This is a genomic window from Duganella aquatilis (assembly GCF_009674565.1).
GTDB lineage: Bacteria > Pseudomonadota > Gammaproteobacteria > Burkholderiales > Burkholderiaceae_D > Rugamonas > Rugamonas aquatilis.
In genome coordinates, this window is record NZ_WKJL01000038.1 from 33,078 (window position 1) to 44,467 (window position 11,390).

Sequence of the window (11,390 nt, forward strand, 5' to 3'; positions counted from 1 at the left end):
AGAATGCGCCAGTCTAATCTACCAGCCGAATTTCAGCTCCATGCCGAGGTAGTCGGCATCCCTGCCGCCGGCCGTGCGCAGGGAGTCGCCGGCATGGAAGTGCACCGCTTCCAGCGACGCCGTCACGTTCGGCGTCACCAGCCAGTCGGTGCGCAGCTGGGCGTAGGCGCCGGTCCAGCGCGAGCCCACGCCGGCGGTGCGCGGCACGCCGGCCATGCTTTGCACGTAGACCGCGTCGCCGGTGGTCTGGCGCCATTGCATGCCCAGCGCAGTGGTGACGCTGAGCTTGTTCGATGGCTTGACCGTGACCGATGGCTTCAGGTGTATCAGGTTGCTGTAGCCGGTCAGTCCCGCCAGCGAGAAGTAATAGCCGTTGGCGAACAGCGGATTGAACGTCCCCAGCTTGCCATCGCCCGCATGCTTGTCGCCGGAAGCCATGTCGAACTGCACGCCGACGCGCGGCGTCCAGGTGGTCCTGGCGAAGGTGTAGCCGGCGATGGAGCCGATGGCCCATGCCGAAACGGTCTTGGCGCCCACCTGCCCTCTTTGCAGCATGCCTTCGATGTCGAAATCGACCTGGCCGGTCTTGCCGTTGTAGCGCATGTCGTAGACATTGCGGCGTTCGTCGCCGGTGGCGTCGAGGAAGCGCGCGCTGTCGCGGCGGTAGCGCGAGTAGTAGCCGGACAGGTCGCCCGGTCCCAGGCCCTGGTATTCGAGGCGGATGCCGCTCAGCGTCAGGTGGCCGTCGGAGTAGTCGTCGAAGTTGTTGACGCTGCGGTTCTGCACCGGCTGCGTGACGTAGCCGATCAAACGCCACGGGCCGTGCTCCCAGTCGGCCCAGACGCCGTCGAAGGCCTGGCGCATATTGGGGCCGTCGCGCACGGCAATGAAACGCTGCAGGTCGAACGCCATTTCCTGGCGGCCGATGCGCATCTTGACGGCGCCGTCGGCGGTCGGCACGGCGACCGTCATGAACAGCTGTTCCATGTCCAGCTTGTCGCGGTCGGGCGGCGCGATGGTCTGCTTCTGGAAGGTGCGGGCATCGACCACCTGGCCGAACACCTGCACGTAAGGGCCGATGCGCAGGTCGGCGTGCAGGTTGGCGCGCTGGATCACGTAGCCGTCGGACGGCTGCGTGCCGGCGCCGTACAGCGGCGATGCGATGTGCTCATAGCGCTCGCGCAGGCCGGCGCCGAGCGACAGGTAGGATACGCCGTCGTCGCTGAGCGGAATGTATTTGAGGCCGTCGAGCGGCTGGCGCGGCAGGCATGGATCGGCCAGCGCGTTCCAGTTTTCGGCCCAGCGATTGAAGTTGATCACCGGCCGCTTGGCCCCGCACGCCGGCGGCGCGGCGACGGCCGTCGTCGCGTCGGCCGCGGTCAGCGCCTGCGCGCCGGCCGCGCCGCTGACGACCAGCGCCAGCAGGCCGCCGCAGTGGCGCAGGGTTTTACTATTTCGCGGCATCGTGAATCTCGCTGATGTAACCGCCGGGGAATTCCAGCATGGCGCTCACATTGCCCTGGCTGGTCTTGACCGGCGCGACCAGCACCTTGACGCCGTTGGCGGCCGCCTTCTCCAGCGTCGCCGCCACATCGTCCACCTGGTAGCCGGTGGTCTCGCGACCGTAAGGGAACGGCAGCTTGCCGTCGCTGACGAACACCATCATCTTGCCGTAGCCGGATGACAGCTGCACGCGGCGCACCTGCTCGCCCGCGCGGCCGATTTCCGCGCCATCGATCTTGTCATCGGCGACGACCCTGGCATGCGCGAACTGCTTGAACTGGCCGATGAACTTGTCGCCCGACACTTTGGAGACATACACGCGGTTATCCGGCACCGAATGCAGCGGCGGATACGTCGGCGACTTGGTGTGCCAGTACAGCTGCATGTTGACGCCGCCGGCCCACTGGATAATCACGTCCTTGCCGATCGGATCATCGAACGGTTCGACGATCACATCGGCGCCAGCCTCCACCGCCGCCTTGGTGGCGACATGAATATCGTTCACCAGATAACCGGTGCGCTCCTCGCCGAAGCCGTATGGAATCGGCGTCTGGAAGGCAAACACCGACAGCATGCCGACCGGCGTCTGCACGTACTGCGACACGGTCTTGCTTGGCGTTGGCGTCACCGTGAACACTGCGCGCGGCGTCGCCTTGCCGCCGAAGGTGCCGGTAAAGCTGCGGATGAAGGCATCGAGATCGGCATCCTGCACATACACGTGGGTGGTGTCGTACTGAGGCCCGACAGCGACGTCCGGCGCGGCCATGGCCAGCGCAGGCAGCGCCAGGGCCAGGGTCAGCGCGCAGGACAGCAGCCGCGTGCGGAGAAAGGGAACAGTCATGAAAACTCCTGATGTAGAGATGGGCGCTTTCACTATACGCACGGCCAGCGGACATTGGACCTGTCTTAGGATCAGGTTGCCCATTTCAGCGCAGTGCCGGACGCGGTAAAATCAGTCCATGAACTCTGAAAAACTCGCCCTGCTGCTGACGCGGGAAATGCCTTACGGTAAGTACAAGGGCCGCAAGATCGCCGACCTCCCAGGCCATTACCTGGGCTGGTTCGCGCGCGAAGGTTTTCCTTCCGGCGAACTCGGCGGCCTGATCGCGCTGATGTATGAACTCGACCATAACAACCTGCGCATGCTGCTCGATCCGCTGCGCCAGGCGCAGCGCTCAGCGTGACGTCCCAGCAATGAAAATACGTGTATAAATACACTATTGCATTGTTTAGGAGAACGTCATGGCACAGCATCCGCACGGCTGCACCTGCTTCATCATTCCGCCCAAGATGCTGCGCAAACTGGCCGAGCAAACGCACGACGCCAGCGAGCGCCACTGCCTGCTCGACGCGGCGGAAATCTCCGCCCATTTGCGCGGCCAGCGCTCGGTCGCGCCGGTCGTCATGGGACTGGCCGCCGCCACCGGCGAAAAGAGCCGCACCGTGTACGACGGCCAGAACAAGTCCGCCCTGCCCGGCAAGCTGGTACGCACCGAAGGCAGCAAGCCGCTGACCGACGTGGCCGTCAACCAGGCCTACGACGGCGCCGGCGCCACCTACGATTTCTACCGCGAGGTGCTGAAGCGCAATTCGATCGACGGCAAGGGCTTGCGGCTGGATTCCACCGTGCATTATCAGACCCGCTTCAACAATGCCTTCTGGAACGGCCAGCAAATGGTGTACGGCGATGGCGACGGCAAGCTGTTCCTCGGCTTCACCGGCGCGCTGGACGTGATCGCCCACGAGCTGACCCACGGCGTGACGCAATACGCGGTGCCGGGCGGCCTGGTGTACGAAGACCAGAGCGGCGCGCTCAACGAATCGATTTCCGACGTGTTCGGCAGCGTGGTCAAGCAATGGTCCCTGAAGCAGTCGGTCGAACAGGCCGACTGGCTGATCGGCGCCGGCATCATGGCGCCGTCGGTCGGCAAGGCGCTGCGCTCGATGGCCGATCCGGGCAACCAGGCGCTCACTTGGTCGGGCGACGACCAGCCGAAAACCATGGCAGGATATGTGGAAAACGGCGACGTCCACACCAACTCCGGCATCCCCAACCACGCCTTCTACGCGGCCGCGCTGGCGCTCAAGGGCAACTCCTGGGACAAGGCCGGGCCGATCTGGTACAAGGCGCTGTCGCTGCTGACGGCCAACGCCACTTTTGCCGACATGGCCAAGGCCACCGCCCAGGCCGCCGCGCTGCTGTACGGCGCGGACTCGGCCGAACAGCACGCCGTGCAGGCCGCATGGAAAGTCGTCGGCGTCAGCTAAAGGATCGATCATGCGTTTGACTTTGAAATGTACCGGCGGCTTTGCCGGACCAGCCGGCGCGCAGACGCGCACCGTCGACCTGACGCAGCTGCCGCAGGACCAGGCCAGCCAGCTGCGGCAGCTGCTGCACGCCAGCGACTTCTTCGCGCTGCCGCCCAAGCTGGTCAAGCAGGCGCCGAAGTCGTGGGATTTCCAGTACGACCTGGAAGTCGACGACGGCGGCCAGGCGCACTGCGTCCGCTACCATCTGGACGAGGCCTCGCCGTCGCTGAAAGCGCTGACGGAAAAATTGAACGATGAAGTGGAACCGGACTAGCTGATCTTCAGCTCCGGGTAGCGGGTCAGCGGATCGTGCTCGCGCGTGAAGCGCCGGCCCGGCAACACGGCCAGCAGCAATTCCGCCGTGGTGCGCACGATGCAACCGGCGCCGACATGGCCGCCGAGCACCCGGCCCTGCGCATCGGACACGGACATGTGCAGGTGTGCGCCGTCCGGCGCGACTGATCCGGCCAGCGTCAGGATTTCCAGGTCGCCGCGCAGCTCGGTTGGCTGCGGCATGCCCGCATAGCGCAACTGCGCCACGCCCAGGCTGCCGATGCCTTGCAACACGAAGCCGGCTTCATGCCCGCTGGCCAGCAAGGCCGCCACCACGGCGGCGCGCAAGTCGTCGCCGGGCTGCAGCCGCAGCGGCAGCGTTTCCATGCTCAGCCCAGCAGGCGCGCGAATTCGCCGCTGTCGATCAGCTGTTGCAGATCGGTGGCGCCGCCGATCAGCGTGCCGTTGACGAACACCAGCGGGAACGTCGACCAGCCGCTCCACAGCTTGAGCGCCAGGCGCGGCCGCCATTGCGAGAAATAATTGCCGTAGCCGAGATACTTGTACGGCGTGCCGTTGCGCTCCAGGATCTTGCGTGCCTTGGCCGGAAAGGGATTCAGCCCCATGCCGACCACCACCACCTTGTTGGCGGCGACGGCGGCTTCCACTTCAGCGATCAGATCGCCGTGATAATTGCTGATCTGCGCCAGGGCGGCAGGATGGATGCGTGCTTGATCCAGGAGCTTACGAGTCATGGTGCTTTACAGGTCCAGTTTGGAAATTTTAGTGCCTTCAAGATTCAGATTCGCCATCAGGCCGGCGTTGGTCAGCACAAAGGCCTGCACCGGATTGTTGGCGGTGGCCGTATCGATGTCGCCGTTGGCGCCTACTTTGATCAGCGCCACCGAACCATCGACGCCGGCGGTCCAGCCCTTGCCGGCGCGGAATTTATCCAGCGCTTCGCGGCTCATGAACAGCAGCACCACCGCCTTCGACTGGGCGCCGGCCTGGAAGCCGACCGACACCGAGGCCACGCTGTAGTAGTCGGCCACCTGGCCGCCGGTGCGCAGCACGCCCTTGCCGTATTCGCCGCCCACCACCAGGCCGGCCGCGACCACGTTCGGGAACACCAGCACGCCGTTGGCTTTATGCACCAGCTCGCGCGAGCCCTTCACTTCCTTGTACAGGCGCTCCAGCGTGGTGTACGCGCCCTGCTCGATCTCGGTCTTGACCGCCGCGCTGCTCGGCTTGGCCGCGCCGGTGGTGGTGGTGCAGCCGCCCAGCATCAGGCCGGCGAAAGTTGCGGCAGCGGTGGCGCGCAGCAGGAAAGTACGTTTTTGCATGGAAGTCTCCGGTGAGTGGATTGAACAGACCATTGTTTCATCATCTACATTACCACGCTATCTCTCTTCCGTATCACACCGCAGTCAACGATTGCCGAAGGCCAGCCGCTTGCCTTCGCGCAGCATGGCGGCGAAGTCGGCCGCCGGCACCGGCTGGCTGAACAGATAGCCTTGCAGCTGGTCGCAGCCCAGCTCGCGCAGGAAGGCCATCTGTTCGGCCGTCTCCACGCCTTCCGCCACGATTTCCTGGCGCAGCTGCTGCGCCATGGTGACGATGGCGCGGGCGATGGCGCAATCGTTTTCTTCATACGGCAGGCCGATGACGAAGGAGCGGTCGATCTTCAGCGTGCTGATCGGGAATTTCTTCAGGTAGGCCAGGCTGGAATAGCCGGTGCCGAAGTCGTCCAGCGCCAGCGACATGCCCATCGCCACCAGCTGGTTCATGATGTCGATCACCTTGTCGGTGCCGCGCACCAGCAGGCTCTCGGTGATTTCCAGGTTGATCTGGTCCGGCTGCACGCGGTGCCGTTCCAGCACCGCCGCCACCCGCTTCGGCAGCTCGGCGTCGAACTGCCGCGCCGACAGGTTGACCGCGATCGGCGGAATGATCAGGTTGACGTCGCGCCACTCGCGCACCTGGCGGCAGGCTTCTTCCAGCACCCAGGCGCCGAGGTCGAGGATCAGGCCGGTCTCCTCCGCCACCGGGATGAACACGCCGGGCGACACCAGGCCGCGCAGCGGATGGCGCCAGCGCAGCAGCGCCTCGGCGCCGACGATGCGACCGCTGCGCAGGCTCACCTTGGGCTGGTAGTACAGCTGCAGCTCATGGTTTTGCAGCGCCTGCCGCAGCTCGCTCTCGATGCGCAGGTGTTCCTTGGCGCGCTGGTTCATCTCCTCGCTGTAGAACAGGAAGTTCGATTCGATGCTCTGCCCCGCCTTGGCCACCGCCACGTCGGCATAGCGGATCAGGGTCGGCACATCGGCGCCGTCCTCGTTGTAGACGGTGATGCCGATGTGGGCGCCGACCTGCAGGCTGTGGCCGGCGATGGTGATCGGCGAACCCAGCGCGGTCAGCAGCTTCTTGGCGACGATGCCGGCGTGTTCGCGCTTTTCCACGTGCAGCAGCGCGATGGCGAAGCGGTGGCCGTCCAGCCTTGCCAGCACGTCGCCCTCGCGCAGCGAAGTGCGGAACAGGCGGCCGATTTCGCACAGCAGCTCGTTGCCGATCTCGTTGCCGAGCGTGTCGCTGATGGCGCCCAGGCGGGTGATCTCCACCACCAGCAGCGCGCCGTGCTCGCCGGAGCGCTTGGTTTCGGTCAGCGCCTGGCCCACCAGCGTGGTCAGCAGGCACAGGTTCGGCAGGCCGGTCAGCGGATCGTAATTGGCCATGCGCTGCATGCGCGCCTCGGCGTCCTTGTGCACGCTGATGTCGGAAAACAGCGAGAAGGTATGGCTGATCTTGCCGTGCTGGTCGCGCACCGCGCTGATGGTCACCGACTGCGGGAACAGCTCGCCGTTCTTGCGCTTGCCGATGATTTCGCCGCGCCACGGTCCACCGCCCTGCATGGCGCTGCGCACCTTGGCGCGGAAGTCGGCGTCGTGCACGCCGGAGCGCAGCAGGTCCGGCGTCTTGCCGATCGATTCGGCCGGCGTGTAGCCGGTGATGCGGGTGAACGAGGAATTGATGGAGACGATGCGTTCGTGCGCATCGGTGATCAGCACGCCCTGCTCGCTGTCCTCGATGATGCGCGCGTGCAGGTTGACCTTGTCCAGGTCGGACAGCGCCTGGTTGGCCTCCGACAGCCGCACCAGCATGCCCTCGTTGCGCAGTTCGATGTCCAGGTGCACCCAGATGATCTCGCCGTTCTTCTTGCGGCGGCGCACCTCGGTGCGGGCCGCCGATTCGCCGGGATGGTGGTCGAAGAACAGTTCGGCGATATTGCCGTCGTCCTCGTCGTCGGCGTACAGGAACAGCACGTGCTGGCCGGTCACCTCTTCCGCCGCATAGCCGAACATCTGCTGCGCGCCCGGACTCCAGGCGGTGACGTAGCCGGCCGCGTCGAGCGCCAGCGTCGCATCCTGCGCGGCGATGTAGGCCGGCTTGATCTCGATGCGCGCCTCGATCAGCGCCGCATCCAGCTCGGCCAGCGTGCGCGCCAGCGCTTCGCCCTGTTCGCCCCGTGCCTGGCGGCTCAGCGCTAGACAACGGTCGATGGCGTCAAGCATGGGGAGTTCCCGCCTTGCCGGCCGATACGCCCTGCATCCACACACAGGCGTCGACCATGATGCGGTTGTAGGTGGCCATGTCCAGCTGCAGCACGGCCAGGCAGGCTTGCAGCGCCGCGTGGTCCTCCTGTTCCGCCGATTCCACCACGCACAGCAGCCGGCCCATGTCGCCCTCGTGCGCCAGCAAGGCCTGCTGCACGGATTCGCTGATGGTCAGCGGTTGCAGCACTTCTTCCAGCGGCATGCCGAACAGCACGCCGAGCAGCGAGAACATGCCGACCATGAAGGCCTGCTCCTGGTGCGGCTTGTCCTCGCCGCAGGCCTTGGACAGCAGCTCCATCGCCCGCGCCCGCAGCGCCACGCGCGACAGCAGCATGGCGCTGCGCTGGTCGCCTTCGCGCGACGAGAACAGCATCAGGTTCAGCCAGCGTCGCAGCTGCGAGCGGCCGAGGATCAGGATGGCCTGCGAAAAACTGGTGACGCGGCGGCCGGTGCCCATGCCCAGCGAATTCACCAGCCGCAGCAGGTGGTAGGACAGCGTCGGATCCTGCCGCAGCAGCGCTTCGATTTCGTGGGTATCGGCGTCGGCCGACACCAGTTGCACCAGTTGCAGCGCCAGCGCGCGCGAGGCGGCCTGGGTGCCGACCGCCTTGGCCGGCTGCGCCAGGAACCAGTCGCCGTCGACCCAGTTGACGCCGGGCGGCAACTCCTTGGGCAGCACGTCGTCGACGCGCTGGACCTTGTCGGCCGGCAGCGCTTTCCAGCCGGCCTGCGCCAGCGCCTGGTTGACGGCGTCGCTGGCGCCGGCGCGGTAGAAGCAGGTCATGCTGCCGTTGGCCAGCTCTTCCAGCAGATTCACCGGCGGCTCGATGGCGTCCGCCGGCAGGCGGCCGGCGTCCAGCAGCAGCGCCGCCGGGCTGCCATTGCGGTCAGCCAGAGGATGCAGAAACACGGGCGGCAATGCAGTCATAAAAGGTTCCAGCAGCGTGACGTTGGATGATCCTGCTATGTTGCCCGAAACTATTGGCCCCGGTCAACATTATGATGCGGCAGATGATTGAGCAAGCGCTCGAAAAGGCCAGGTTGACGCATGCGGTCGATCCACCAGTTCAGCGCGGCGCCGTTTTCGCCGCTGCGCCAGGCCAGGTAAAAGGTCTCGGCGGGCTTCGGTTCGTCCACCTGCTTTTCCACCAGCAGGCCTCTGGCGATGGCGGCGCGCGCGCACGGCTCGGGCAGGAAACCGAAGCCCATGCCGGCCAGCTGGTACTGGTACTTGGTCTTCATGTCCGGGACAGTCAGCGTGTCCTGGCCCAGCAGCAGGCCCACCGTGCGCGGCGCCATCTGGCGCGCGCTGTCGGCCACGCTGATGGCGCGGTGGTTTTGCAGGTGGGTGCGCGTCAGCTTGTCCTGGACACTGGCCAGCGGATGCGACGGCGCCACGGCAAACACGAAGTCGATCTTGCCGATCGGCTCGGACACATAGCCGCCACCGGCCGGACCGTCGCCGGCCGCGCCCACCAGCAGGTCGGCGCGGCGCTCGATCAGGGCTTCCCAGGTGCCGGACAGCGCTTCCTGCACGATGCGCAGGCGGGTCTGCTGCGCCACCTCGTAGAAGGCCGGCACGTCGGCGTGGAACAGACAGGCCGAAAACATCGAATCCATGCCCACCGCCAGCTCGGTTTCCCAGCCGGACGCCACGCGCCGGACCCGGTGTTCCAGGTCCAGCGCTGCCTTTAGCAGGTAGCGGCCCTCTTTCAGAAGTTCAGCCCCGGCGGCGGTCAGCTCGACGCGTGGGCCGTTGCGTTCGAAAACTTGCACACCCAGGTCGTCCTCCAGCTTGCTGACGGTGTAGGAAATCGTCGACGGTACGCGGTGCAACTCCTTCCCGGCGGCGGAGAAGGAACCGCGCCGATCGATGGCGTCGACGATTTGCAGGGCTTCCAGGCTTAGTCTGAGCATTCGAATTTTTCGATAGTAGAGGGGTAAATTTTCCGTTTTTTTATTCTGAATCAGGGGTCTACAATGTGATTCATGGATGCAGCGATACGAACGAAAAGCGTTCAAAATTATCGCACATTAACCCCAATAAGAAACGGAGCTCATCATGTTACAAGTACGCCATTCTGATTCCCGCGGCAAAGCCAACCACGGCTGGCTCAATTCGAAACACAGCTTCTCGTTCGGTCACTACCATGACCCGGAACACGTGGGTTTCGGTCCGCTGCTGGTGATCAATGAAGACCAGGTGCAAGGCGGCCAGGGCTTCGGTACCCACGGCCACCGTGACATGGAGATCATTTCCTACGTGCTGAGCGGCGCGCTGGAGCACAAGGACAGCATGGGTACCGGTTCGGTGCTGCACTACGGCGATGTCCAGCGCATGAGCGCAGGCACCGGTGTGCGTCACAGCGAGTTCAACGGCGACCGCAGCCAGCAGGTGCACTTCCTGCAGATCTGGATACAGCCGAACGAACTGGGCATTCCACCCAGCTACGAGGAGAAACATTTCACGCCAGAGCACAAAAAAGGCAAACTGGCGCTGATCGCCTCGAACGACGGCCGCAACGGTTCGGTGCTGATCCACCAGAACGCCACGATCTACGCCTCGATCATGGACGAAGGCGACAGCCTGAAACATGCGCTGGACGAAGGCCGCATCGCCTACGTTCACCTGATCCGCGGCGCCGTCACGGTCAACGGCGTGCACCTGAAACAGGGCGATGCGCTGAAAATCACCGACGAAGCCCTGGTGACGCTGGAGCAAGCCGAGGAAGCCGAACTGCTGTTGTTCGACCTGCCAAAACAATAAGGAAACCGGGGCCGGAAGGCGGCCCCGAAACATTTCCGCCAGTTTTGGTATCATGAAGGGCGCGCCGGGTCTGTTTGAACAGCCCGGCGCGCCTTTTTTACCTTACAGATGAACAGAATAAAGAGCACAACCATGTCGCAGAGCGCAGAAATCCCGTCCCAAGACGAACTGAATTACGTCACCTCCTGCGCCCTGCCGACCCCGTGGGCCCAATTCACGCTGCACGCCTTCGTCGAGAAGGCCACCGGCAAGGAACACCTGGCGATGGTGCTGGGCGACATCGGCGACGGCGCGCCGGTGCTGGCGCGCGTCCATTCGGAATGCCTGACCGGCGACGTGCTGTTCTCGCAGCGCTGCGACTGCGGCGCCCAGCTCGAAGGCGCGCTGAAGAAGATCGCCGACGAAGGCCGCGGCGTGCTGCTGTACCTGCGCCAGGAAGGCCGCGGCATCGGCCTGATCAACAAGATCCGCGCCTACCGCCTGCAGGAAGCGGGCGCCGACACGGTGCAGGCCAACGAACAGCTGGGCTTCAAGCCGGATCAGCGCACCTATGGCCTGGTGAAACCGATGCTGTCGCAGTTCGACGTGAAAAGCCTGCGCCTGATGACCAATAATCCGCGTAAGATCGATGCCATGACCAAATTGGGCATTGAAGTGGCCGAGCGGGTTCCGCTGCTGGTCAACCGCAATGCCTTCAATCAGTATTATCTGGATACCAAGGTCGCCAAGCTGGGCCACATGATGACGCCGCTGACGCCGGCGCCGGTGGAGGATGGCGCGCTGTAAGGATTTAAGGATTGCATGAAAGTTAACAAGCTCGCCAGCACTCTCACATTGATCTGGGCCTGCGCCGCCAGCGGCGCCGCCCCTGCAGCACCGGCTGCACCGGCCGCCGCTGCGGCGGCCAGGCCACCTGCCGCGCAGCC

13 protein-coding genes are annotated in these 11,390 nt (G+C 64.9%); 5 read left to right on the forward strand and 8 right to left on the reverse strand.

What is annotated here, in order from left to right:
* Positions 1 to 18: 18 nt before the first annotated feature.
* On the reverse strand, positions 19 to 1,464 hold the full coding sequence (locus GJ698_RS28460; protein WP_154361221.1) for an alginate export family protein: 1,446 nt from the start codon (positions 1,462 to 1,464) through the stop codon (positions 19 to 21).
* Complete coding sequence (locus tag GJ698_RS28465) at positions 1,451 to 2,344, reverse strand: VOC family protein (protein ID WP_154361222.1); 894 nt, start codon at positions 2,342 to 2,344, stop codon at positions 1,451 to 1,453. Before GJ698_RS28465 ends, GJ698_RS28460 begins: the two co-directional genes overlap by 14 nt.
* Before the next feature lie 118 nt (positions 2,345 to 2,462).
* On the opposite strand from GJ698_RS28465, the gene GJ698_RS28470 reads away from it, so the two are divergent.
* The 3 genes from GJ698_RS28470 to GJ698_RS28480 are packed head-to-tail and all read left to right on the forward strand — an operon-like array spanning position 2,463 to position 4,087.
* Positions 2,463 to 2,687 (forward strand): DUF3820 family protein, encoded by a 225-nt coding sequence (locus GJ698_RS28470; RefSeq protein ID WP_154361223.1) that lies wholly within the window; start codon positions 2,463 to 2,465, stop codon positions 2,685 to 2,687.
* Positions 2,688 to 2,745: 58 nt separating this feature from the next.
* The gene (locus GJ698_RS28475; protein ID WP_154361224.1) at positions 2,746 to 3,771 is read left to right on the forward strand and encodes a M4 family metallopeptidase; all 1,026 of its coding nucleotides are present in this window, start codon (positions 2,746 to 2,748) and stop codon (positions 3,769 to 3,771) included.
* Between the two features lie 10 nt (positions 3,772 to 3,781).
* A complete protein-coding gene (locus GJ698_RS28480; protein ID WP_154361225.1) occupies positions 3,782 to 4,087 on the forward strand; it encodes a protealysin inhibitor emfourin in 306 nt (101 codons plus the stop codon).
* Here GJ698_RS28480 and GJ698_RS28485 read toward each other — a convergent pair.
* The 6 genes from GJ698_RS28485 to GJ698_RS28510 all read right to left on the reverse strand — a co-directional run bounded on the left by GJ698_RS28485 (position 4,084) and on the right by GJ698_RS28510 (position 9,614).
* On the reverse strand, positions 4,084 to 4,473 hold the full coding sequence (locus tag GJ698_RS28485) for a PPC domain-containing DNA-binding protein (RefSeq protein ID WP_154361226.1): 390 nt from the start codon (positions 4,471 to 4,473) through the stop codon (positions 4,084 to 4,086). The genes GJ698_RS28480 and GJ698_RS28485 overlap by 4 nt on opposite strands.
* A 2-nt stretch (positions 4,474 to 4,475) precedes the next feature.
* On the reverse strand, positions 4,476 to 4,841 hold the full coding sequence (locus GJ698_RS28490) for a glutaredoxin (RefSeq protein ID WP_154361227.1): 366 nt from the start codon (positions 4,839 to 4,841) through the stop codon (positions 4,476 to 4,478).
* A 6-nt stretch (positions 4,842 to 4,847) separates the two neighbouring features.
* Positions 4,848 to 5,429: a BPSL1445 family SYLF domain-containing lipoprotein gene (locus GJ698_RS28495; protein WP_154361228.1), complete on the reverse strand. Its 582-nt coding sequence runs from the start codon at positions 5,427 to 5,429 to the stop codon at positions 4,848 to 4,850.
* Positions 5,430 to 5,513: 84 nt separating this feature from the next.
* A complete protein-coding gene (locus GJ698_RS28500) occupies positions 5,514 to 7,655 on the reverse strand; it encodes a putative bifunctional diguanylate cyclase/phosphodiesterase (RefSeq protein ID WP_154361229.1) in 2,142 nt (713 codons plus the stop codon).
* The gene (locus GJ698_RS28505; protein WP_154361230.1) at positions 7,648 to 8,625 is read right to left on the reverse strand and encodes an EAL and HDOD domain-containing protein; all 978 of its coding nucleotides are present in this window, start codon (positions 8,623 to 8,625) and stop codon (positions 7,648 to 7,650) included. Before GJ698_RS28505 ends, GJ698_RS28500 begins: the two co-directional genes overlap by 8 nt.
* A 50-nt stretch (positions 8,626 to 8,675) precedes the next feature.
* The gene (locus tag GJ698_RS28510; RefSeq protein WP_154361231.1) at positions 8,676 to 9,614 is read right to left on the reverse strand and encodes a LysR substrate-binding domain-containing protein; all 939 of its coding nucleotides are present in this window, start codon (positions 9,612 to 9,614) and stop codon (positions 8,676 to 8,678) included.
* Between the two features lie 145 nt (positions 9,615 to 9,759).
* Between GJ698_RS28510 and GJ698_RS28515 the strand changes: the two genes are divergently transcribed.
* Both GJ698_RS28515 and ribA read left to right on the forward strand, forming a co-directional pair.
* Positions 9,760 to 10,464, forward strand: coding sequence for a pirin family protein (locus GJ698_RS28515; RefSeq protein WP_154361232.1), 705 nt, complete (start codon positions 9,760 to 9,762; stop codon positions 10,462 to 10,464).
* Positions 10,465 to 10,596: 132 nt separating this feature from the next.
* Positions 10,597 to 11,250 (forward strand): GTP cyclohydrolase II, encoded by a 654-nt coding sequence (ribA, locus tag GJ698_RS28520; protein WP_154361233.1) that lies wholly within the window; start codon positions 10,597 to 10,599, stop codon positions 11,248 to 11,250.
* Positions 11,251 to 11,390: the final 140 nt, after the last annotated feature.

Excerpts from the sequence above, each read along its gene's own strand:
- GJ698_RS28460 (WP_154361221.1), bottom strand. The coding sequence starts at position 1,464 with ATGCCGCGAAATAGTAAAACCCTGCGCCACTGCGGCGGCCTGCTGGCG.
- GJ698_RS28465 (WP_154361222.1), bottom strand. The coding sequence starts at position 2,344 with ATGACTGTTCCCTTTCTCCGCACGCGGCTGCTGTCCTGCGCGCTGACC.
- GJ698_RS28470 (WP_154361223.1), top strand. The coding sequence starts at position 2,463 with ATGAACTCTGAAAAACTCGCCCTGCTGCTGACGCGGGAAATGCCTTAC.
- GJ698_RS28475 (WP_154361224.1), top strand. The coding sequence starts at position 2,746 with ATGGCACAGCATCCGCACGGCTGCACCTGCTTCATCATTCCGCCCAAG.
- GJ698_RS28480 (WP_154361225.1), top strand. The coding sequence starts at position 3,782 with ATGCGTTTGACTTTGAAATGTACCGGCGGCTTTGCCGGACCAGCCGGC.
- GJ698_RS28485 (WP_154361226.1), bottom strand. The coding sequence starts at position 4,473 with ATGGAAACGCTGCCGCTGCGGCTGCAGCCCGGCGACGACTTGCGCGCC.
- GJ698_RS28490 (WP_154361227.1), bottom strand. The coding sequence starts at position 4,841 with ATGACTCGTAAGCTCCTGGATCAAGCACGCATCCATCCTGCCGCCCTG.
- GJ698_RS28495 (WP_154361228.1), bottom strand. The coding sequence starts at position 5,429 with ATGCAAAAACGTACTTTCCTGCTGCGCGCCACCGCTGCCGCAACTTTC.
- GJ698_RS28500 (WP_154361229.1), bottom strand. The coding sequence starts at position 7,655 with ATGCTTGACGCCATCGACCGTTGTCTAGCGCTGAGCCGCCAGGCACGG.
- GJ698_RS28505 (WP_154361230.1), bottom strand. The coding sequence starts at position 8,625 with ATGACTGCATTGCCGCCCGTGTTTCTGCATCCTCTGGCTGACCGCAAT.
- GJ698_RS28510 (WP_154361231.1), bottom strand. The coding sequence starts at position 9,614 with ATGCTCAGACTAAGCCTGGAAGCCCTGCAAATCGTCGACGCCATCGAT.
- GJ698_RS28515 (WP_154361232.1), top strand. The coding sequence starts at position 9,760 with ATGTTACAAGTACGCCATTCTGATTCCCGCGGCAAAGCCAACCACGGC.
- ribA (WP_154361233.1), top strand. The coding sequence starts at position 10,597 with ATGTCGCAGAGCGCAGAAATCCCGTCCCAAGACGAACTGAATTACGTC.